The 21,872-nt window shown below is 49.7% G+C and carries 27 protein-coding genes; all 27 read right to left on the bottom strand.

Annotation, left to right across the window (positions count from 1 at the left end):
* Position 1: 1 nt before the first annotated feature.
* Positions 2-1,165: a DUF2062 domain-containing protein gene (locus BLP55_RS08635; RefSeq protein WP_091142055.1), complete on the bottom strand. Its 1,164-nt coding sequence runs from the start codon at positions 1,163-1,165 to the stop codon at positions 2-4.
* A gap of 3 nt (positions 1,166-1,168) precedes the next feature.
* A complete protein-coding gene (locus BLP55_RS08630; protein WP_244503443.1) occupies positions 1,169-1,651 on the bottom strand; it encodes a hypothetical protein in 483 nt (160 codons plus the stop codon).
* 60 nt (positions 1,652-1,711) lie between these two features.
* A complete protein-coding gene (locus tag BLP55_RS08625) occupies positions 1,712-2,083 on the bottom strand; it encodes an ApeI family dehydratase (RefSeq protein WP_091142052.1) in 372 nt (123 codons plus the stop codon).
* Positions 2,084-2,087: 4 nt separating this feature from the next.
* Positions 2,088-2,801: an outer membrane beta-barrel protein gene (locus BLP55_RS08620; RefSeq protein WP_091142049.1), complete on the bottom strand. Its 714-nt coding sequence runs from the start codon at positions 2,799-2,801 to the stop codon at positions 2,088-2,090.
* A gap of 2 nt (positions 2,802-2,803) precedes the next feature.
* A complete protein-coding gene (locus BLP55_RS08615; protein WP_091142047.1) occupies positions 2,804-3,436 on the bottom strand; it encodes a flexirubin biosynthesis protein LolB2 in 633 nt (210 codons plus the stop codon).
* Positions 3,402-4,034, bottom strand: coding sequence for a flexirubin biosynthesis/transport protein LolA2 (locus BLP55_RS08610; protein WP_091142044.1), 633 nt, complete (start codon positions 4,032-4,034; stop codon positions 3,402-3,404). Before BLP55_RS08610 ends, BLP55_RS08615 begins: the two co-directional genes overlap by 35 nt.
* Positions 4,024-4,797: a polysaccharide deacetylase family protein gene (locus BLP55_RS08605; RefSeq protein ID WP_091142042.1), complete on the bottom strand. Its 774-nt coding sequence runs from the start codon at positions 4,795-4,797 to the stop codon at positions 4,024-4,026. The genes BLP55_RS08610 and BLP55_RS08605 overlap by 11 nt, the downstream gene beginning before the upstream one ends.
* Positions 4,794-5,852 (bottom strand): beta-ketoacyl synthase N-terminal-like domain-containing protein, encoded by a 1,059-nt coding sequence (locus BLP55_RS08600; protein WP_170826822.1) that lies wholly within the window; start codon positions 5,850-5,852, stop codon positions 4,794-4,796. Before BLP55_RS08600 ends, BLP55_RS08605 begins: the two co-directional genes overlap by 4 nt.
* Positions 5,852-7,045, bottom strand: a complete 1,194-nt coding sequence (locus BLP55_RS08595) for a beta-ketoacyl-[acyl-carrier-protein] synthase family protein (RefSeq protein ID WP_091142038.1) — start codon at positions 7,043-7,045, stop codon at positions 5,852-5,854. Before BLP55_RS08595 ends, BLP55_RS08600 begins: the two co-directional genes overlap by 1 nt.
* 71 nt (positions 7,046-7,116) lie before the next feature.
* Positions 7,117-7,374 (bottom strand): phosphopantetheine-binding protein, encoded by a 258-nt coding sequence (locus BLP55_RS08590; RefSeq protein WP_091142035.1) that lies wholly within the window; start codon positions 7,372-7,374, stop codon positions 7,117-7,119.
* 1 nt (position 7,375) lies between these two features.
* Entirely contained in the window at positions 7,376-7,819 is a 444-nt protein-coding gene (locus BLP55_RS08585; RefSeq protein WP_317040299.1) for a 3-oxoacyl-ACP synthase, read from the bottom strand.
* 155 nt (positions 7,820-7,974) lie between these two features.
* Positions 7,975-9,093 carry a beta-ketoacyl synthase N-terminal-like domain-containing protein gene (locus BLP55_RS08580; protein WP_091142033.1) on the bottom strand — a complete coding sequence of 373 codons (1,119 nt, stop codon included), beginning with the start codon at positions 9,091-9,093 and terminating at the stop codon, positions 7,975-7,977.
* Positions 9,090-9,539 carry an acyl-CoA thioesterase gene (locus BLP55_RS08575; RefSeq protein WP_091142031.1) on the bottom strand — a complete coding sequence of 150 codons (450 nt, stop codon included), beginning with the start codon at positions 9,537-9,539 and terminating at the stop codon, positions 9,090-9,092. The genes BLP55_RS08580 and BLP55_RS08575 overlap by 4 nt, the downstream gene beginning before the upstream one ends.
* Positions 9,514-10,797, bottom strand: coding sequence for an ABC transporter permease (locus BLP55_RS08570; RefSeq protein ID WP_091142029.1), 1,284 nt, complete (start codon positions 10,795-10,797; stop codon positions 9,514-9,516). Before BLP55_RS08570 ends, BLP55_RS08575 begins: the two co-directional genes overlap by 26 nt.
* The gene (locus tag BLP55_RS08565; protein WP_091142026.1) at positions 10,787-11,539 is read right to left on the bottom strand and encodes an ABC transporter ATP-binding protein; all 753 of its coding nucleotides are present in this window, start codon (positions 11,537-11,539) and stop codon (positions 10,787-10,789) included. The genes BLP55_RS08570 and BLP55_RS08565 overlap by 11 nt, the downstream gene beginning before the upstream one ends.
* A 6-nt stretch (positions 11,540-11,545) precedes the next feature.
* On the bottom strand, positions 11,546-12,544 hold the full coding sequence (locus BLP55_RS08560) for a BtrH-related acyltransferase DarH (RefSeq protein ID WP_091142023.1): 999 nt from the start codon (positions 12,542-12,544) through the stop codon (positions 11,546-11,548).
* Positions 12,544-12,948: a flexirubin biosynthesis protein DarG gene (locus BLP55_RS08555; protein ID WP_091142021.1), complete on the bottom strand. Its 405-nt coding sequence runs from the start codon at positions 12,946-12,948 to the stop codon at positions 12,544-12,546. Before BLP55_RS08555 ends, BLP55_RS08560 begins: the two co-directional genes overlap by 1 nt.
* A 32-nt stretch (positions 12,949-12,980) precedes the next feature.
* The gene (locus tag BLP55_RS08550; protein ID WP_317040298.1) at positions 12,981-13,451 is read right to left on the bottom strand and encodes a hotdog family protein; all 471 of its coding nucleotides are present in this window, start codon (positions 13,449-13,451) and stop codon (positions 12,981-12,983) included.
* Complete coding sequence (locus BLP55_RS08545) at positions 13,448-13,873, bottom strand: hotdog family protein (protein ID WP_091142017.1); 426 nt, start codon at positions 13,871-13,873, stop codon at positions 13,448-13,450. Before BLP55_RS08545 ends, BLP55_RS08550 begins: the two co-directional genes overlap by 4 nt.
* The gene (locus tag BLP55_RS08540) at positions 13,873-15,009 is read right to left on the bottom strand and encodes a dialkylresorcinol biosynthesis protein DarB (protein ID WP_091142014.1); all 1,137 of its coding nucleotides are present in this window, start codon (positions 15,007-15,009) and stop codon (positions 13,873-13,875) included. Before BLP55_RS08540 ends, BLP55_RS08545 begins: the two co-directional genes overlap by 1 nt.
* A gap of 16 nt (positions 15,010-15,025) precedes the next feature.
* Positions 15,026-15,928, bottom strand: coding sequence for an NADPH-dependent FMN reductase family protein (locus tag BLP55_RS08535; protein WP_091142011.1), 903 nt, complete (start codon positions 15,926-15,928; stop codon positions 15,026-15,028).
* A 103-nt stretch (positions 15,929-16,031) separates the two neighbouring features.
* Complete coding sequence (locus BLP55_RS08530; protein WP_091142008.1) at positions 16,032-16,913, bottom strand: LpxL/LpxP family acyltransferase; 882 nt, start codon at positions 16,911-16,913, stop codon at positions 16,032-16,034.
* A 36-nt stretch (positions 16,914-16,949) separates the two neighbouring features.
* A complete protein-coding gene (locus tag BLP55_RS08525) occupies positions 16,950-17,204 on the bottom strand; it encodes an acyl carrier protein (protein ID WP_091142005.1) in 255 nt (84 codons plus the stop codon).
* Entirely contained in the window at positions 17,204-18,430 is a 1,227-nt protein-coding gene (locus BLP55_RS08520) for a beta-ketoacyl-[acyl-carrier-protein] synthase family protein (protein ID WP_091142003.1), read from the bottom strand. The genes BLP55_RS08525 and BLP55_RS08520 overlap by 1 nt, the downstream gene beginning before the upstream one ends.
* A 10-nt stretch (positions 18,431-18,440) precedes the next feature.
* A complete protein-coding gene (gene fabG / locus BLP55_RS08515; protein ID WP_091142000.1) occupies positions 18,441-19,172 on the bottom strand; it encodes a flexirubin biosynthesis SDR family reductase FlxB in 732 nt (243 codons plus the stop codon).
* A 12-nt stretch (positions 19,173-19,184) separates the two neighbouring features.
* Positions 19,185-20,309, bottom strand: a complete 1,125-nt coding sequence (locus BLP55_RS08510; RefSeq protein ID WP_091141996.1) for a WG repeat-containing protein — start codon at positions 20,307-20,309, stop codon at positions 19,185-19,187.
* 41 nt (positions 20,310-20,350) lie between these two features.
* Complete coding sequence (locus tag BLP55_RS08505) at positions 20,351-21,871, bottom strand: flexirubin biosynthesis tyrosine ammonia-lyase FlxA (RefSeq protein WP_091142192.1); 1,521 nt, start codon at positions 21,869-21,871, stop codon at positions 20,351-20,353.
* Position 21,872 lies beyond the last annotated feature (1 nt).

The following is a 21,872-nucleotide window of genomic DNA, read 5'->3' as shown; positions in this document are numbered from 1 at the left end:
TTTATTTTTTATGCCTAAATGTACTAAAAAATGTCAGCAACAAATAACCCGCCGTCCCAAAAATTACGGCCGCGATTGTCGCCAAAACAAAACTCCCGATCAGGTATTGCAGCAGATTTTCCTGTAGCGCGGCCCAAGTAAACGCATCGGGCATGACGGTTTGCTGCCCGGTAAAAAGGCCGCCGATCTTGAGCGAACCGTAGACCAACAGCGGGATCATGGGCGGTATGCTCACATTCGAAAAACCCCATGCGATCGATTTGTTGAGCCTGAACAACACGGCCAGGAACAATACCAAAACCGTATGCAATCCCCACAACGGACTGATGCCTATGAACACGCCCAACGCAATCGACAATGCCTTGGTACGCGGCGAATCGTTGCTTTCCAGGATGTTCTCTAGAAAAAATCTTTTGAATCCTTTTTTTTGGATGTTGCGCAACAGATCACGTGGCTTGATGTACAGCAACGCGATGGTGACCAAAACGGTGTTGAGGATGCTGATGCGCGTAAAATCCTTGAACGGCCTGAAATGCGACACACGTTCGCTCGGATCATACAACACTTCGATCGGGATGTTGCGCACCGGCACGCCTTTCCAGGCCGAACGCACGATGACTTCAATCTCGAACTCGAACTTGTTGGTCATATATTTTTGGGGCATCAACCGAAGCGGATAAAGCCTGAAACCCGATTGCGTATCGGTAAGCCTTATGCCCGTTTCGAACCAAAACCAAAAGTTCGAAAATTTGTTGCCAAAGCTGCTCTTGCCCGGTACGCTTTCGTGTGCCATGTTGCGGCTTCCGATGATCAGCGCGGGCCCGTCGGTTTGGATCGATGCGAGAAAAGCTGGGATGTCGGAGGCAAAATGCTGCCCGTCTGAATCAATCGTCAGCGCATAATCGTAACCCAGTTCGAGCGCCTTTTTGAAACCCTCGCGCAAGGCCTTGCCTTTTCCCTGGTTTTGTGGAAAATGGATTTGCGTAATTTGTGGATAATTGGCGAGAATTTCGGGAGTCGAATCGGTCGAACCGTCGTTCACGACAATGATATCGCCGGTTTGTTGCAACACCGAATCGAGTACGCGACGCAACGTTTTGTGGTTGTTGTACGTGGGTACAATCACACAGTAACGGGGCGCGGTTTCAGACACAGGTGGTTGCATGCACTAGTTGAGCGCTTTTTTCTCGGCGGCGGTAAAGCTCTTGGATTGTTGGATAAACTTGCGGATGTATTCCTTCAAGTCGCCCGCTTCCTCGTAGTTCTTGAGGATGAGCGCCTTGTCTTTCTTTTTGTGTTCGCGGTAATTGACGATGCGCGGTACGCTTTCCTGCACGCTCAGTCGGATCATACGGATTTCGATGTTCTCTGGTTCGGCGGCCGCGGCGGCATCGATGAGTTTGGCCCCTTGTTTCATGAAGCTGATTTTGTCGGCCAATACGCCCGAAAATTTGCTCTTGAGCGTGAGTGAACAACCTTTGTAGGCCACAAGTACTTTGTTGGCATCACCGTCGGGAACATCGGCGAGTTTGTTGGCGAACGCGTTGGCGTTGGCCTCGGATTTGGCCGCGTCGGTGTACAATTTTCGCACTTCGGACAGGTCGGCGCTACGCAAGAACAAAAGAAACAGGACAGATACAACTATTTTCATGGCGTGTGTTTTAGTCGAGGCAAGTTAAGGCGTGCCGTGCGAAAAATCCTTATTTAAATCCTAGATTTTCTTATACGTACTGCTGAGTTTGAGCGCAACGGTATCGTTAAAAGTTGTCGTGTTCTTGACCTTCACCAAGCCGTCTTCGGTGGGAACGATGTCGAGTTCGAGTTTGAGTTCGGGCGTCACTTCGGGGTTGATCAAGGCCATGAATTTGACGTTGGTCAAACTTTGCATCACCAACGTTTGGTTGGCGATTTTTTCGGTCAGCTCTTTGATGATCTGCATCATGCAAACACCCGGCATGATTGGGTTGCCCGGGAAATGCCCCTTGAAAACCTCATGCTTTTCATTGACCAAAACAACGGCTTCGTGTTTGCTGCCCTCTTTTTGTTCGAGCGATTTGACGGTGTAAAAATCTTTTAACAGCATATCTTTAATTTGTTGAACCAGTGGCGCCACTCACATCAAAAGTATAAACCAATCCCGCAGAGAAAACCACGTTGGTATGGTCATCACCCCAATCCATCACCGGGATGATGCCTTTTTTGACACGTGCTTCAAAACCGAAATTCTTGGTAAAATTGATTCCCAAACCGAGCACAAACGACAAGTCGACATCTGAATTGGTATCGTAAAAAACCGCATCGTAGTAATAGTCGTTCGTGGTGTTGAACGGCACATCAAGATCGCCACTTCTTTCCATAATGACATCTATGGTTGGTCCGACATGAATATTAAAGGTATTGCTGAACGTAAACTTATTGACGATGCCAACCGAAACATACGACAAATCGATTTGGCCCGATATCTTTCTCGTGGCTCCTATGCCCGAATCGTATCGATAAGAATCGAATTTTGTCCCCTGTCTTGAATAATTCACCTCGGGTTGCAAGGTATAAAAACGGGTCAAGCGCAAGGCGCCGTAAAGGCCTACGTAAAAATCGGTTTTCGAATTGAACTCATCGTTCGGGACACGCACCAACAGTCCCGTATTTGAATCGGTATAAGCACCGTTTTGCATATCGAGATCGCCCTGCGTAAAATGCGAAAAATTAACCCCGGCCCTGATGCCCGGACGAAACGTAACCTGCGCCTGTAAAGCCGCGAACCCAAAAAGCAGCAACGCTGCGGTGACCATCTTTTTCATAGCTATTGGTTTTTTAACTGTTTGAACACCATTTTGAGCTTGATGTCGTGGTGTTCGATAAAAATATCCTCGGCAAAAGTAGGGTTTTCTGCGTGAAACCTGAACGTTATCGTTTCTTTTCTTTTGCCCGCATGTTTGATTTGTAAGAGCTTGCCGTCGATGGTGGAAAGGTATAGGTAGTTGACTTTTTTACCATCGGTCGCCTTCAGGATTTTGGCTTGCGGTGCATCGAATTGCGCCGCGATGTGGTGTTCTTTTCGCAACATCAACCTGAAATCGGCCACCAGCGTCTCGAGTAGTATTTTGCGGTCGAGTTCGTCAACAATGGCGTTGACCGTGTAATCGGTTTCCTTTAAATCAATATCGATGAGCTTGTTGCCGAACTCGGTCGTGAGCACCACACGGTGTCCATCGTCTTTTTTCTTGGCGACAAAAATCCCGCTGAGTTCGTGCCCGTATACGGTAACGTTGGCCTTGTAGACATAGTCGGCGGCGGGGTCGTCAAAATACGTCGACCGGAACACGGGCGTTTCGACAGTCGTTTCGGCCAATCCCTTGACCGGACTCGATCCGCACGCGGCGACCAACGCAAAAAGCACGCTAATTGACAAAAACCGCATCGTCGACTTTGGCATTCAACACTTTGTTTTTAAAGACAATCTTGGTATAATCTTCGGCCGATTCGACCAGCCTGACCTGCGAAACGGTATGTTCCTGCTTGTCGAAATGCAGCTCGATTTGCTTGAGGTATTTTTTGAGCGTCGCGTCTTTGGGGATGAGCTTGGCGATGTTAAAATCCTTGCCTTTGTAGCATGTGATCGCAAACTCCTTGTCGTCGAACAAATTGCCGCTCACGCTGCCCACGATCAACTTGTTGAGCTTGGCGAAAATCTTGCTACTGCCCACATCCATCGCGCTTTTCTTTCCTTCGTCGTTGATCAGGATTTTGCCGTTCTTGAACACTATCGTATAGTTGTAGGGTTTTTTGTATTGCCACAGCAGCTTGTCGGGTTCCTTGAAAAACATCTTCCCCGAAGTCTCGATGTCCTTGGTCAAAAAGTCCATGTGTTTGAATTGCGTAAAATCGGTGGCGAGCGATGTGATTTTCTTCGAGACGACATTGACCGATTGCCTGAACGACGCGGCTTCGGCCTCGGTCATCTTTTGCTCCTGCGCCACGACGGGCAAGCAAATCATCGCCAAAAAAGCGAAAAGGATTGTCTTAATTTTCATAGGCTTCTACATCCAAAAGTTCGTCGAGCGCGGCCACTTGGTAATTTTTCGCGGCCAGCGTTAGCAACAACTGTTCCAAAACAAGGGCCGTATGCGGGCGTGTGTCGTGCAAAAGTACGACCGATCCGGGCGACAGTTGCTCGACGATCCTGTTAAAAATTGCATCCGAATTTTTGCTGATCCCGTCCATCGACCTGATGTTCCAGCCCATCACGGCATGCTTGGTCACGGCGAGTGCGCGACGGATCGACGGATTGGTCACGCCATACGGCGGTCGAAAGAAATGCGGCTTTTTTCCGGTGATCTCAAAAATCAACTTATCGGTTTCCTGCAACTCCAAGACGACGCGCCGCATCCCGAAAAAATCAAAAAAATGCGAATGGCTGTACGAGTGGTTCCCTACCAAGTGCCCGTCGGCTGTGATCTCGCGTAAAATACCAGGATGCTTTTCGATTTGTCGGCCGATACAAAAAAAAGTGGCTTTGGCGTGGTGTTTTTTTAGGATTTGAAGGATTTGCAAGGTGTTTTCGTTCGGGCCATCGTCAAAGGTCAGTGCGATTTTACGTTCTTTTTCGGATGGGTTGCTGCACATCGCCTTTACATGGTAATTGAGCGCGATGTGCGACGATCCGATCGCCACAACCAAAAGCCAAACCGCCACCACAGCCACAAAAACCCATGTGCTTATAGCTGCAAAAAGGCTCCAAAGCGCCAGCAGAACCAAAAGCGAAAGAAAAAAAACAGTGACAAACCGGTGCTTCAAGCTTTCGAAATTAAGGTAAAACTATGGTCGATGCCGCGGTAATGGTTGTACAGCAACACGTTTTTGTATTCGGGTTTGGTTTGCCCATTGACCTGCACTATTGGCGGGACGTTTTGGGTCTTGACCACGTTCGCCGCCAGGTACAACCCAAACGCCGATGCCGTGTTGTATTCACCGCTCAAATGTTTGTAGTAGGCCTGCGGGGTATGCACAAACTGCTTTTGCGTCAGTTCGCGGTAATGTTCTTCGAACTGGGCATCGCCGTTGATCCCAACCACCAGCAAATCGATGTCGTCTACGCCTAAACCATTGGCCGAAAGGAAATCGAATACCTTGAGTTGCAAGATGTCGGCCTCGATCTCGTTGTTGATTTCTATATCTACGACTTCGGCATAAGTGGTTGCCGATTTTTTGCTTTCGAGGACAAAAAAAGTCGCGCCCTCGCCAAAGACAGTGCCCGGCGTCTGCGATTCGAGGATCGGGAAACTGCCTTCCTCGTCTTTTTTGATGAAGCCTGCGAGCTTGAACAACGATGCGGTATAATCGGTCATCTCGTCGATGCCGCCAATCAATACTGCATCTGCTTCGCCTTCGTCCAACTGCAACTTGCCGTCGATCAAAGCCGATTCGAACGAAACAGCAGCGTTGACATAAGTGAAATTGTACGCCTTACATTCGAGCCCCAACGCTATTTGCGCGGCCACCGTGTTGTGGGTCGACTGGATAAACGAGGTGGGCGTCAGGAATTCTTCGTTGTTGTCGATGATCGCCTTGAGAAATTTATCCGAATCTTCGATGCAACCCATACCCGTTCCGGTGATGATCGCACCCGGCATTTCGAGGTTGGCCTCTTTCATCGCCATGGTCGATGCCACGATGCCGTTCTTGACCGCCTTGGACATACGGCGTGCGGCAATGGGCGAAAAATAATCCTTGTATTCGGGCTTTTCGATGGGCAAGACATTGGTGGCTTGGTTTACGTGGAATCCCGAGGCAAAATCGCCGTCGGTTTTTTGCGCCGATACGCAGCCGATGCCGTTGATATAGGTCTTCATCAATTCTTCGAAAAAATTACGGTCGAGCAGTTACCGCCAAACCCGAACGAGTTGGACAGCACGTGGTCGATGTTTTTGTATTTGATTTCGGTTTGCGGTATCAGGTTGAATTCCTGCATGGGCGTCTCGAAATTGAGGTTCGGGTACACCACACCGTTTTGGATGGCCAACACGCTGTACACCGCTTCGATCGCGGCGGCGGCGGCCAACGTATGACCGGTAAAAGCCTTGGTCGACGAAAAATCGGGAACGTTTTGTTCGCCAAAAATACGGATCACCGCGCGGCCTTCGCTCAAATCGTTGTTGGGCGTGGCCGTGCCGTGCATGTTGATGTAGTCGATATCGGACGGTTGCAGTCCTGCCAACTTAAATGCTTTTTCCATCGCCAGGAATGCGCCTTCGCCATTTTCGGACGAAGCGGTCTGGTGAAACGCATCGTTGGCATTGCCGAACCCCGATACATAGGCAAGGACTTTTTTGTTTTGTTCCTTGACCACTTTGTCGGACTCCAACACCAAAAACGCGGCAGCTTCGCCCAAGTTGAGCCCTTTTCTGTTGTCGTCGAAAGGGGTGTTGTAGCCGTCGGTCAGGATCATGAGCGTCTTGAATCCGTTGATCGTGAATTTCGCGAGCGCATCGGTCCCGCCCACAATCACGCGGTCGAGTTTGCCGGCGTTGATCAGGCGTGCCCCAAGCATAATAGAATTGGCCGCCGACGAACAGGCCGTGCTGATTGTGGTCACAAATCCCTTGAGCCCTATCGTTTCGGCAATTTTCTGCGCTACATCGCCGCCATCGTGCGCACTGATGTACTTGACGAGCGCCGGATCATTGAAATACTCGTAATAGTGTTTCTCGGTCGTGTCCATCCCGCCCACGCTCGTGGCCGAGATAAGCCCTGTTTTGTAAGCGTTGACGTCCGAAATTCCAGCATTCTGTAGCGCTTGTCGGGCGGCAAGAGCACCAATCATGGCGGTACGCGTGTAATTGTTGTCGGATGCCAGGCCGAGTTCATGGGCCAAATCGGCATTCGATTGTTTGATTTCACCCACCTTGATGGCCTTGGCGTGAACCGTTGGAATATGGTCGATGTCGGTAATGGCCTTGCGACCGCCCACAAGCGACTCGAAATTCTCGTCCACGGTGCTGCCGATGGCAGAAATAATGCCCATTCCGGTAATGGCTACTTTCATTTCGGTTTTGGATTTCAGATTCTAGATTTATGGATTCGCGATTTGAAAATCTGCAAATCCCAAATCTTAAATTATTTGGTGCGGTTTGCCGTCACGTAATCGGCCATGGTATTGATCGATTGGAAGATGTTCTTGCCTTCTTTTGGGTCGGTCAATTTGATGCCGTAGTCTTTGTCGAGCAACACGATCAGTTCGAGGGCGTCGATCGAATCCAATCCCAATCCGTCTCCAAACAGTGCGTCGGCGTCGCTGATGTCACTTGCATTCACATCTTCGAGGTTCAATACTGCGATGATCTTTTCTTTCAATTCCTGCTTTAATGCGTCCATTTTATTTGTTGTATAAAGTTGCTAAATTTTGTTCGTTATGGGCCATGGCACCTTCTTTCCCAACGAGGTACACAAAGGCCTCGTAGTGTTCGTCCATGAGTTCGGTCCAACCGCAAAGCACCGTTTCGGCTTTTCCGGTAGCCATCAAAAGATGGGCGTAGTGGGCCATAAATGCGGGATTGAACGCGTCAAAGATAAAGAAAGAATTTTCACTTTTCAATTGGTGTCGGATACTAATTTCACCAAGGCAAATGTTGGGCAACGTATACACAAACACCGCCGGGCTAGGGAAATAATCGGCTTTGTCGGCAATCGATTGCTGGTATTTGACGTCCGTATCGAGCGACGACGAGCGGTTGGACAGCAGCAAGGCCGTGTTGCTTGCAGCTTTATCCTTGAGCATGAGTTCAGCGCCCAAAAAGGCCAATTTGCTCAGGTTATCCATTTTAAAAAATTTTAGGTAACTTACTTCTAACGCGCGATACGCTTCTTTCGAAAACTGTTGAAAATCAACATCACCAGTCTTAAAAATCAATCGGTCGTCGACCGTAATTTCGCCAGCCTTGATGGTACACCAAGATGTTATCTTAAGTTCTTTTTTCACGATACTTTTTCGATTATGACCGCCGTGTTGCATCCGCCAAAGCCAGACGCGGTTTTGAGCATTTTGTTGATAGAACAATCCTGGTTTGCTTCAATGACGTTGATGGGTTGACTGACCCCGAGTTCATCGAACCCGAGCGAGGCAAACAAAGTGTTGCGATGCATCGACTCGATCGCAATGACCAATTCCAACAAGCCCGAAGCGCCCAGCGTGTGGCCGTAGTAGCCTTTCAAACTGTTTACGGGCACGTCTTGCAAACCCGCGCGGTTGAAGGCGATGGCCTCCATTTCGTCGTTGAACGGCGTGGCCGTACCGTGCGCCGAGATGTAGTCGATTTGATCCGCACCGATCTGGGCTTCCTTTAAGGCGGCCTGTATGCTCAAAAACAGTCCTTCGCCTGTGCGCGACGGACCGGAAATGTGGTTGGCGTCGTTGATGGCGCCATCGCCCGATACGCGCACTTTTGCTCCATTAGGGTCTGATGTTACATAAACCGCAGCTGTCGCCTCACCCAACGTAACGCCCGTTCGGTGTGCCGAATAGGGTTTGCAAGGCGCATCGCTCATGGCTTGGAACGAGTTGAACCCGGACAACACGAACTCGGTGACCAAATCGCCTGCCACGACAAAAGCGTCGTCGCATACGTCGGCCTGGATCATCCGCTTGGCGATGGCAACGGCCAAAATACCCGACACGCAGGCATTGGACACCACTACCGGCTGGGTTGTAAACCCAAAGAAATCGGCCACGGTTTGGGCCAGTTTCGCGAGTTGCGCCTGTTCAATACTCGACACGGCCAAGGCATCGATATTGCCTTTGGTGGTCGACAAAAGCAACAGCGATTTTCCGCTGGGCTTGTGTTGGGCGATGATCGGTGTCAGCGCCAGAATTAACATCTTTTCTAGTTTTGTGTATTTATCGGCTAATCCCAGTTCCGGTAATTGATTCATACGCACGTCATCGACAATTCCCGCATAGTAGGGTTGTGGCATCATGTTGTTTTCGTGACGCGCAATGCCGCTTTTTCCCGCTAAAATATTGGCCGCGTTTTCGGTCGCATCCCAACCCAATGGTGTGATGCAATTCGTTGCCGATATGTAAACCGATTTTGTCATGCCGTAAGCCCTACTTTTCGTTTCCAAGACTGATAAAAATCGGGGTTGGTCAATTGCAGATCGCCGTTGCGGTCCAGAAAAACCTGTGTAGTTTCGCCCGTACAGGCAATTTCTCCGTTCGGATCGAAAATCTTGTATCGAAAGATCAATTTGGCCGCAGGGGTATCGACAATGGTGGTTTCGATGCGCGCGACATCGCCATACTTGAGCGACAATTTGTGCTCGCACACCGACCTGACAATGGGCGTACTGAACCCATTGTCCATGACATCCAGGTAAGAAATGCCGTGCTGGCGACCAAACGCTTCGCGTCCGTCCTCGAAATACTTGATGTAGTTGCCGTGCCAAACGATGCCCAACGGATCGGTTTCGTTGAACCGAACGCGCAACATGTGCGATACGGTAAGCTGCGTGGCTTCGTTAGACGGTTCTTTTTTTCTTGTCATACAAAAGTGCAATGGTAGTGGTGAGTAGGAAAAACAAAAACAACAGGCCAATCTCGGGTAGTACGTCGACCAAGCGCGCCTGCCGCAAAATGACATCGTAAAAGGCATTGAGCCCCCAATTCATCGGAGAGCACCGGGCCACGATTTGCATCATTTCGGGCATCGCGAAAACCGGAACCCAAACCCCGCCGATGGCCGCGAGTATGATTACACTTGTCGATCCGAACGGCGCCGATTGTTCCTGTGTTTTGGCGATCGTGCCAACAAGGATGCCGTATCCGATGGCCGCAAACCCGCAAAACAGCGCCACGAGGCTCATCAGCATCAGACTAAAGTTGAAATGCAGCGGCGGCAACCCCAAATGCGGGAAAACGAAAAAGGCCACGGCCAGAATCATGTAAAACTGCAGCATGCAAATGATCAGGTAGGTGATGGTTTTACCCGCCATGACCACCCACGTACGCACTGGATTGGTCTGCAACCGTACAAATGTGCCTTGGCTTTTTTCCTTGACAATATTGATCGACAACGGAATCACGATGAAAAACATCGCAAACAGCGTCCACGCAGGTACGTTGTGTTGCACCGAATTGGGCTTGACTTCCTTGTTGCCGATGGTGGGGACGATTTCCTTGAAATTGATAAAACTTTGCTGCTCGAAGTCGAACTCGGTTTCGCCCAGCTGCTCTTTGAAGGCCGCATAAATCGACTGGGTTTCGATTTGCGAAATCATCTGGTCGATGGCGCTCATCACGCCATTTTTGAACCCTATTTGTACCGCGGGATCAAAATAAAGCTTGACTTCTTTTTGTGTAACCTTCTTCTTATCTGTTGCCGTTGCTGATGAATCGCCTACGCCAAAACTGGTCATGATCTTGTTGACGTTTTGGTCTATCTTGGCTTGCAAATCATGGCTCAAATCGGCTGGAATGACGATGGCCAACTGGTATTTTCCCTTAAACACGGCCTCTTTGGCTTGTGCTTCGGTGATGGGTTGGTTGTCGAACCGTGAAATCACATCAAATGCATTGCTCTTGGCCAAATTGTCGTTGACCGACTGCGATACTTTACCATGGTCGTGGTCTACCAACAGGATTGGGATTTTGGCGTTCCCGGTTTGCTTGAATGTACTGTCCTGGATCAGCGTCACGGTGATGACCAACACGAGTGGCATCACAAAAAGGATGATGGCGCCGCCCAAATCGCGACTGAGCAACAGGATTTCCTTGAGGACCGATTGGTAGATTTTATACAGCATCGCGCAGTCCTTTTCCGGTTAACGATAAAAACACATCTTCGAGATCCTTGGCGTTGGGTGTTTCGGCAATCAACGCTTGCGGAGTATTCTTCGCAAAGACGCGGCCTTGATCGACGATGGCGATATCAGTGCAAAATTCCTGCGCTTCGGCCAAATGGTGCGACGTATAAACAATGGTGGTCCCGTTCCGGTTGAGCCGCTGCAGGTATTCGATGATGGCATTTTTGGATTGTACATCTACGCCCACGGTAGGTTCGTCCAGAAACAACACCTCGGGTTCGTGCAAAATGCCCGCAATCAAGTTGACACGGCGCTTCATACCGCCAGAAAACGTCTCGACGCGTCTGTCGGCAAAATTGAGCAACCCCAGAAATTCAAGGCTTTGGGTCACCTTGTCCTTGAGATCGCGGCCTTTGATACCGTACATGCTGCCAAAATAAACCAAGTTCTCACGCGCCGTCATCGTAGGATACAACGCATATTCCTGCGGCACTACGCCTATTATCTTTTTGAGCGCAAACGCATGGCGGTTGTAGTCGAGCCCTTTGATCGAGAAACTGCCCGAAGTAGGATCGATGAGCCCGCACAAAATAGAAATCAACGTGCTTTTTCCCGCGCCGTTCGGGCCCAGCAAGCCAAAAATCTCGCCCTGGAGAATGTCGAGCGAAAAGTGGTTCAAAGAATAAAATTCGGCATCTTTGTACTTCTTGGCAAGGTCATTTATTTGGATAATCGGCTGCAAAACAACTTAGGCGATGGCTTTTTTTAATTTTTTGAAGAATTCTTCCTCCAAATCGGCAATGTGCAGCATTTCTTTCGACAACGTGTTGTAAACGTCGGTCTGCGAACTCCTGTTCTTGTAAACGCGTGAAGCGTTCACCGCAAAATCACGCCACAAGTCGCCAATTTTTGTCATCTCTAAAGATAGCGATTTTAGTTCATCGTTTTTCAAAATTACTGCGGCCTCCTGCAAAAAAGCAGCATAGATAAACCGGAATCCGCCCCCGCCCGTACCAATTTCCTCCTGCATGCGAACAATTTGCGCGAGGTAATGGTTGGTGACTTTTGGGCCGTGTTTGGCCGCCCATTTGGGAATCAGTTTGGCCACGGTACGAATACCCTTGACACCCACGATGGGCACCGGCGCAAGCATATCGCGGGCCGTTTCCTTGATGCCACGGATGATGGCCTGCGGCAAATCGGAAGCCTTTGGAATCGATACCGGGTAGTACATCTGGCCACGTGGGGCAAAGGCGCCTTTGGCGAAACGCACTTTCTCCATGTCCTTGTGTGTGAGCGTCGTCACATGCTGCATGACGGGATCGCTCACCAGGTAATCGGTTTCGGTCTTGCCGTATACCACACAGTTGTGCGCGTTAAAATGGAACCGGTATTCGTCGGGGAAGTAAGTCAGCCCGTACACGCCCACTTGTAGGCCCGTCGGGATGTTGTTCTTAAGGTTTTCGTCGAGCGCTTTTTCGGCCGCTTTCGGATTGGAAAACTTGACGCGTTTGACTTTGAATCCCAAACGTTTGGCGGCTTTGTTGAAAATGGTGCCCGGCATCGGACGGTAGGAAATGGCAGGTGCATGATTGACTTTCAAAAACGGGATGTATACAAAAAACAACCCTGATCCGATGCCAAAAATCATGGGCTCGCTGATGTCGAAACCATTGTGTTTTAACAAATTAGACGCTACACCGTTTTCACAATGCGCCGACTGGTGGTGGGTAAATCCGAGTTCCATTATTCGGGCTTGAAATTTTTGAGTTCCAGAACCGAAATCCCGAAGGCATCGGCGTAACGTTGCAAGACGCGGTCGCTCAACCCTTTGAAAACCTTGGGTTTGAAGTGTTTTTTGATGCGCCACTTCCACATCTCGACATATCCGGCCAAGATGTTCATATCCATTTTGTTCAGTTCCATAAAATAAACGATCGGACTCGCCTGCCCTGCCTTGACTTTCGCCAATGCCTCGGCAACCCGCTCGTTGATGTCTTCGAGCGAATTCGAAAGCGCAATCGTCTTGGGTTCCCAACCCGAGCTCAGTTCGGTGGTGTAATTGCCGTTTTCATCGGTGGCATACACCAATTCCTTCATGTTGCTTTTGGAAAGATTGCCCTCGTCCTGCGGTACTTCGTTCTTTTTCATGTGACTGTTCAGGCAAAAACCTGTATTTTTTGTTATTGGCTGATGGGCGCCTGCTCCTGGATGAACAAATTGATCTCACCTTCGAGCAGCACCGTATCGTTGCAGGTTGTTTTGCAACCCATCGTACACAAGGTGTAGTCGTCGGTGACAAATTTTGACACAAAAGTCGCCAAGGTGGTGATGGTTTGGCCCACCAAAGGCGTCGCGTGTATCTTGAGCGTTTTGATGGCGCTGATGAATCCAATCACGGCCACGTCCTTCTTGATCTGGTCGCTTTCGTCCAGAAAATAGCCTTTGGCCACAATCGCGGCGCAGGTTTGCGCGGCGTTTTCGATCAGCCCTGGTTCGTTAAAAGACCCGTTCTGGACAAACAGGTTGTCTGGCTTGATTTCAAAAACGGTTTCGACGATTTCGTGATCGAGCTTTTGCAGCCGATCGACCATCAGCATGGGCGCGCGGTGCGGTAAGTAGTCCTTGATATCGATGCCGTCGAGTTCCATCATTTGGCCAATACGGTTTTCATTTGTCCCGAAGCGATGGTTTCGCCCTCGAGTGTCGTGGTGATGTCTACCATCGTGATGCCGCCAAATTCCTGGAGGATCTGCACGGTGGTTTGTATGTTTTGTCCCAGCTTGGGCAACTTTTTGATCTCGATTCCCGAAATAGAACCGATGTAACCCGTGGGTGCCGTCTCTTGTTTCAAATAAAATTGATATCCGGTATGCATCGCGACCGATTGCGCCATGTGCTCAACCAATCCGGGTTCGCGAAAGAGGCCGTCTGCGCAAAAAATATTGTCGGATTTGACCTCGAATCCGGTCACGATCGTCGTTTCGGTATACGCATACATTTTGTCGACCATCACGAACGGAAATTTCTGCGGCAACAAATCTTCTACAAAGTCCTTTTCGAACAGCGCAGTCATCAGCACACGGTTAAGTAAGCATAGGCGAACGAAAAACGACCGCTTTCAGGTACCGACAAAAGAATTTTCTGGCCTTTTTTGAGTTGTCCCGAATTGAACAATTCCTCGAGCGCCAAATAAATCGATGCCGATCCTACGTTGCCCACGCGCGCCAGGTTCATGAACCATTTGTCGTCGGCCACGCCCACGCCGTTTTCTTCGAGCGACTTTTTGAGGCCCGTCACAAAATAATGCGACGAAACGTGTGGCAGGAAATAATCGATCTGGCTTGATGTGACGTTGTTCTTTTTCAAGGCCGATGCCATGCTCTCGGCGCCTTTGACCAAGATGTGTTCGTCGAGCAATTTGACGTCCTGTTTGATCGAAAAAACCGATTCGTTGAGCCATTCGTCGGGATGGTAATCGCTCCAGGGCTTGATGGATCCGTCTTCGAGTTTGTCGCCGCCCGCATACATACACGCTTCGAGTTCGTGCGCATAGGAATAGGCGTCCATCCACTCGATTTTGAGCGAAATGCCATCGGGACGCGGCGCGTTTTCGAGCAACACCGCACCTGCACCATCGGAAAGCATCCAACGCAAAAAGTCTTTTTTGAACGCGATGATGGGTTGTTCTTCGAGGTTTTTGAGGTTGTCGACTTCGTGTTCGTACTTGTCGGCCATCATCCAGGTCGAAACCCGCTCAGAACCTGTACACACGGCGTTTTGCGTATTGCCCGACTTGACCGACAAATACCCGAATTTAAGCGAATTCATCCCCGCGCAACACACGCCCGTAGACGAATTGAGCTCGACCGACTGGTTGCCCAAAAGCCCGTGGACCATGGCCGCATGCGAAGGCAAAAAGTTGTCGGGCGTAGACGTCCCGCAAGACAAAAGCTGCATGTCTTTGGTCGAAAAATGGTTGTCGTACAATTGGGTGATGGCAAGTTGGGTCAATTCGGCATTGTTGTGGGTGCTTTTGCCGTTTTTATCTACTGCGTAATGTCTGCTGGTAATTTTGTTGTTGCGAAGGATAATTCTTCGCGCTTTAGAGGCCGCGTCATTGATAAGTCCCAAATAACTTTCCATTTCGTCGTTAGAAACGGGATCATTCGGCAAGTACTTCCCTGCTTTTGTAATGTATACGTCGAACATAATTTATTCTAGTCTGCTAAACCCCTTGAAAATACTGGGTTTCTCTCTTGATGCTGTTAACTTTTAAAGGGTATGTAAAAACATGCAATATATATACAATTGGCGAGATTAACCAAATTGCGAGAAACAAATACACATAAAAAACTTTAAGCCATATTTTTCGCGAACTTTTTCTCGATTTGATAAAATTTGACCACTTATTAAAGATTTTGTTAGCCGTCTTGTCTACCTTGACCAAGTAGGAACTGATGCGCACGCCGTCGTTGGCGACCAACTCGCTTTGCAACGTCGAAAAATCGCCCGAATGGATCTTCGACTGGATGATTTTACCAAACTTCTCCGATTCGCGAATGTCCTTTTCAGACACACCCGGCAGCGGGAAAATTCCCAGGTATTTTTTCTTGACACCCGAAAACATCCATTCAACAATCGTAATTACGCTCACCAGATTGCCCACGCGGTCTACCAGGGCCACGTTCCCGACAAGGTTCGCACCGTTGTCTTTGAGCAACTTCTTGACTTTTTCCTGCGCCATGATCCACATGTTGCGCGATCCGCTGATGGTCACCACCGGCGTGTCCTTCAGCAAAATGGCGGCCTCGGGACTTTTCAAGAACGAGTTGATCGGAATCGATGGCGACAAATACCACACCTGGTAGTGAAACAAAACCAAGTCATATTTTTGGTCCAGGATTTCTGAAGGAACGGGCTCGAGCGCGCGCGGTATCTGCAAAAACGACTCGGGAAACGCATCAAAAAACGACGACTTGTCCCACGGGAACGGGAACGGCTCCACGAGCCGGATCTCGTGAAAAGTCAATTTTACCTGATCGTCCTGCAGCAAAGGCTTGGCGATTTGTTGCGCGATTTCCTTAAGTTGTCCCGATTGGGTGTAATAGACGACAAGAATGTTCTTCATCCGACTTAAAAATTGAGTTGCAAATTTAGTCGAAAAAATAAAGATTCCTGTTAATTCGGGATTATTTCGCGGTTCATTCCCAATCCGTTATCAAAAGTGTGGCTTAACGCCCGAGTTGGTTCCAAAAATCAAAGTAATTGAACCATTGCAACGGATAGCGCCGCACGATCGATTCGACGCTTTTGAGGTATTCGTCGAGCAATCCTTTTTCGTCGCGGTGCTTGACTTCGGCGGCGCGCGCATACAAGTGATAGTGCAGGTTGGCTTCCTTCATCACATACACGAAAACCACGGGCACCTTGAGCCGCGACGCGATCAAAAATGGTCCCGATGGGAATTTGGCCGACTGGCCAAGCAAGTCACCTTCCAAATATTTGACGCCCTCAAAATAACGATCGCCCGTAAAGCAAACCAATTCGTTACGCGCCAACGCCGAATTGATCTCGAAAATATGCCCCAAATCTTCCCTGATGATGATGAATTTGATGCGCGACTTTTGGGTGACGCTTTCGATGTAGTTCTTGATGGCAGAATGTTCCAAATCGGTCGTGACCAGGTTGATCTGGAAATCGAGGTCTATCTCGCCAAAAAAATGCTCGGCGATTTCGAAATTTCCGACGTGCGCGCTGATCATTACGCCTCCTTTTTTCTCGCGAAGCAATTGGTGCAGCAACTCGATGCCGTCGAACTCATACGTAAACCGGTTGCGCATGCCCGCCGAGATCGAAACCTTGTCGATGATGGTTTGCCCAAACGTGAAATAACTCCAAAACACGCTGCGCTTGGCCTTGAACCACGAATACCCGAGGCGTTTGCGGAAATAGTAAAAAATCGCGCGGTTGCTTTTGTTCAGCAACAAGAAGTAGTACGAGGCCACAAAAAACAGCAAGCCATAGGCCGCGCGAATGCCCACCTTTTTGATGAAAAAAACGAAGATTTTATAGCCCAGCACCGTTCCCCTGGACTTGCCTTCCCATTGTGCCATAACCGTTTGTAAAAAAAAACTCCCGGTTTCAGGAGTTTAGTTGTTTTTGAGTTTGAGCTTGTTTTCGATCAGATCATAAAACGTTTGGAATGTCGATATGCCCACAAAATCGGCTTCGACGAGCTTGACCCCGAAATTGGATTCAATCGACACCACCAAATCTACATAATCCAGGCTGTCGAGCCCGAGCGTATCTTTGAGTATGGCATCCGGGGCAATGTCGGCCTGGTCTGTTTCAAATTCTTCCGACAAAAATCCGTTGATCTTTTCAATAATCGCTTCTTTGTTCATCAGGGTGTATACTTTTTTACAATTAGTGCCGAATTGGTTCCTCCAAAACCAAAGGAATTCGACAAAAATATGTTTATTTCTTTATTTATCGTTGCAGATACCAAATTTAATTTTGCAGAATCTTCATCGGGGTTTTCGAGGTTGATGTTGGGCGCCACAAAGGAATGTTGCATCATCAAAATCGAGTAGATGACCTCGCTCGCGCCGGCCATCCAACATTCGTGTCCCGTCATCGATTTGGTTGAACTTACCGGCGGATTGCTCGCGCCAAAAACTTCGTGAATCGCCTTGGCCTCATTGGCGTCGCCTACGGGTGTTGATGTAGCGTGTGCGTTGATGTAGTCGATGTCTTGCGGCTGCAAACCGGCTTGTTCGAGCGCGCGTTTCATGGCCGTGGCCGGACCTTCTACATTGGGGGTCGAGATGTGCCCACCGTTGGACGAAAATCCATAACCCACTACTTCGGCAATGATGTTCGCGCCACGCGCCAACGCCGATTCATAACTTTCGAGGATCAGCGTTGCGCCGCCGCCAGACGGTACCAATCCATCGCGTCCCGAGTCGAACGGACGCGAAGCCTTGGCAGGATCGTCTTCCCGCGGAGAAAACACGCCCAATCCGTCAAAACTGCTCATCGCAAATTTGTTGATTTCCTGCGCGCCGCCGCAAATGATCATGTCCTGCATGCCGCTTTTGATCAAATAATAGCCGAGCCCAATAGAATGCGAGCCGCTCGCGCAGGCCGCGCTGACCGTCAGGTTGACGCCGCGCAATTTGAAGATGGTAGACAGGTTCATCGTCACGGTCGAGTTCATCGATTTGAAAATCGCCCCCGACCCGATGAGCGCGGTGTCTTTTTTCTCGCGGATGACGTCGGTGGCTTCGATGATGCCGCGCGAGACCGAATCGTTGCCGTACAAAATCCCGACTTCGTTCGCTTCAAAAAAAGCGTCGTTTATGTCCGCATTTTTGAGCGCTTCGAGCGTCGCCATGTAGGCGTATTCGGTTTCCTCGCCCACGCTGATGCGTTGTCGGCGCGAAAGCAAATCCTTGAGGTCGGGTTTGGGTACCATTCCGGTAAGTGCCGATCGGAATCCGAATTCTTTGCGTTCGGCGTCGAAATGAATGCCCGACTTGCCTTGGTACAACGAATCCTTGACCTCGTCGAGCGACGTGCCTATGCAGGAGTAAATGCCCATGCCGGTAATGACCACCCTTCTGTCCATCCTTTGTCCTTTATGAGTAAATCCCTCCGTTGATGTTGATGGTTTCGCCGGTGATGTAACCCGATTTTTTCGAAACCAGGAAACTGACCAAATCGGCTACTTCCTCGACCTCGCCGAATCTGTTGGCGGGAATCATCCTGATGAGTTCCTTTTCGTCGAGTTCGGCCGTCATGTCGCTACGGATAAACCCCGGCGCCACGGCATTGACGGTGATGTTGCGTTTGGCGACTTCTTGCGCAAGCGCCTTGGTGGCCGCCACGACCGCACCTTTGGCCGCCGAATAATTGGTTTGGCCCGGCGTGCCCTTGACACCCGAAACCGACACCATGTTGACGATGCGCCCGTACTTGTTGCGCAGCATTTTTTGGATGAAAAAATTGGTCACGTTAAAGAACCCGTTGAGACTGGTGTTGATCACACTCGACCAGTCTTCGTGACTCATCCACATGAACAGCCCGTCTTTGGTGATGCCCGCATTGTTTACAATCACCTCGACCACGGCTTCGGGATTGGCGTCCTGCCATGCCGTAAGCGCGGTTTTGACCGCATCGGCATCGGATACGTTGAACCCGATGATTTCGCCTTTACCGCCCGCCTGCTTGACCGCTTCGAGCGTTTGCTCGGCCGCCGCCTTGTTCGATTGGTAGTTGATCAGGATGTGATAGTCTGTCTCGACCGCTAGTTTTTGGCATATTGCACTGCCGATTCCGCGGGAACCGCCCGTCACCAAAGCACACTTCATATTGGTATTTTTTTATTTTTTAAAGGGTTCTGCCTGCTCAAACCATTGGTTGCCCAATACGGTTCCGTCGGTCTTGAGAAAGCCCCATTTCTTTTCATTTTTTACACGGACGACACCGTCCTTGAATCCTTTTTCATCGTCGCGGAACAATGCCACCAAACCGCCAAAACCGCCAGCGGTGATACCGTACTGCGTAGGGATGACCATTTTGCCGCTCTCGTTGACAAAGCCCCAGTCCTTTTCCTTTACCGGCGCCAAACCGTCGTTGCTGAACACTTCGGCGTCGTTGTAGGCAGGTTGGATGACCAAGTCGCCCTTGGTATTGGTGTAACCCCATTTCTTCCCGATCATGACGGGTGCAAGGCCTTTGTTGAACGCTTTGGCTTTGTCGAACTTGGGCTCGATGACCCAATTCCCTTTGGTGTCGATGAATCCGATTTTCTCGTTTTTCTTGGCGTAGGTCAAGGTCTGGCCTTCGAAATCCCAGATTTTCACCACACCGTCAATGGCCTTGAATTTTCCTTCGATGACCAAGCCGAAAACCGTTCCGTTCTTGGCCCAGGCCACACCTTTGTTGTAGTCGCCGATGTCATCGTAAATCGGCTCGATGATCACCTTCCCTGTTTTATCGATGATGCCCCAACGGTCGCTGTTTTTAACGCGCGCGTAGCCATCGTGAAAGGATTTGATCTGGTCGTATTTTGGCTCGACGACGGTCGCGAATTTGGCGTTGATAAGCCCCACTTTTTCGCCGCGCTTGACAAATGCAAACCCATCTTCGAAATCAAAAATCTTATCGGTATCGGGCGACTTGAGCGTCTCGCCTTTTTTGTCGATGTAGAACCATTTCTTGTCCTTGCTCACGACGCAAATACCGCTGTCGAAATACTTGGCATCGTCGAACGAAGCCGGAATGACCCACTCTCCTTTGGGATTGATAAAACCCCATTTGCCGTTTTCTTCGGCTGCGGCCAATCCGTCCGAAAAGTTTTTGGCCACCTTGTATTTGGGCTGGATGGCGATTTCACCTGTTTTGTTGATGTACCCGAAACGCCCGTCTTTTTTGACCAAGGCCAATTCCTGCGCGTTAACCATACCCGCCGCCAATAACAGCGCGATCCATAGATTTTTTTTCATAATGATTTTGATTAAGTGATTGTGATGATTGAACTAATATACTAATTATTTATCAAATGCTCCTTGACTTTTTGCACGAACGGATACATGACCTGGTCTTGTTTAAAAGTCGGGATGATCGCGCGTATGTCGTCGTACATTTTTTTTGTTACCGACGAGACGCTGTCTTTTTGGCCCATGTAGTCGATGGCCTGCACCACCGTAATGAGTTCGATGGCCAAGACTTCGAAAGCATTTTCGATCACTTTCGACGCAATCACCGCCGAATTGGTGCCCATGCTCACGATGTCCTGGTTGTCGTTGTTGTTCGGGATGCTGTGCACATACATCGGGTTCGACAACATCTGGCTTTCGGCCGTGGTCGAGGTGGCCGTAAACTGTACGCCCTGCATCCCAAAATTAAATCCGAGCGTACCCAAGTTGACGAACGGCGGCAGGAGCTCATTGATCTTGGCGTTGAGCAAATAATTCAACTGGCGTTCGGCCAGCATGGTTAGTTTGGCGATGACAATCTTGAGCTTGTCCATTTCGAGCGAAATGTAGTCGCCGTGGAAATTCCCGCCGTGAAAAACGTGTCGGTTCTCGACATCGATGATGGGGTTGTCGTTGGCCGAATTGAATTCCTTTTCGAGGATGGCCGCCACGCTGTCGATGGTTTCCTTGACCGGGCCAAGGATTTGCGGGATACAACGCAACGAATAGTATTCCTGCACCTTTTCGCTGAACACGTCTTCGGTGTTTTCGCCCGTATACAAATGGTCTTCGCGTTTGCGGATCAGTTGGCTGTCGGCCAGGTTGCCGCGCATTTTTTCGGCAACTTGCCGTTGGCCGTCATGCAATTTGACATTGTTGAGTTCAAACGACAAATGGTCGTCGTAGGCACGTACGATTTCGTTGATCGCGCACGAAATCTTGAGCGACCAATCGAGCAACTTGTTGGCTTTGTGCACATTGACCACGCCAATACCGGTCATGACCGAGGTGCCGTTCATAAGCGCCAGTCCTTCGCGGATCTCGACCTGGATGGGCTCGAGTCCTTCGATCTCAAAAACTTCTTTGGTTGGTCTTCGCTCGCCTTTGTAGAACACTTCGCCTTCCCCGATGAGCACCAGCGCCAGGTGCGCCAATTGCACCAAATCGCCCGAAGCGCCTACACCGCCGTGTTCAAAAATGAGCGGCGTGATGTCGCGGTTGATGAGCTCTGTCATGAGATGGATCAACGACGGATGCACACCCGAATACCCCAGCGCCATGGTGTTCAAACGCGCCAAGATGGCGGCCTTGACCGCTTGTGGCTCAATGGGTTTTCCGGTGCCCGACGAATGGCTGCGGATCAGGTTGTATTGCAATTGGATGCGGTCTTCGTCCTTGATGCGGTATTGCGCCATGGGTCCAAAACCCGTATTGACGCCATAAATGACTTTGTTTTTTGAAAATTCGTTCAAAAAATTGAAGCTTCTTTTGACGCGTCGCAGGACGGCATCGCTGATTTCTATTTTCTGGTTGTCGAAAATGACCGACTCAAATTCACTTAGACTTAGGTATTCCTTAATTGTGTTCATC

The sequence above is a fragment of the Flavobacterium caeni genome, from assembly GCF_900101895.1.
Lineage (GTDB): Bacteria > Bacteroidota > Bacteroidia > Flavobacteriales > Flavobacteriaceae > Flavobacterium > Flavobacterium caeni.
This window is presented reverse-complemented; position numbering and strand designations above follow the sequence as displayed.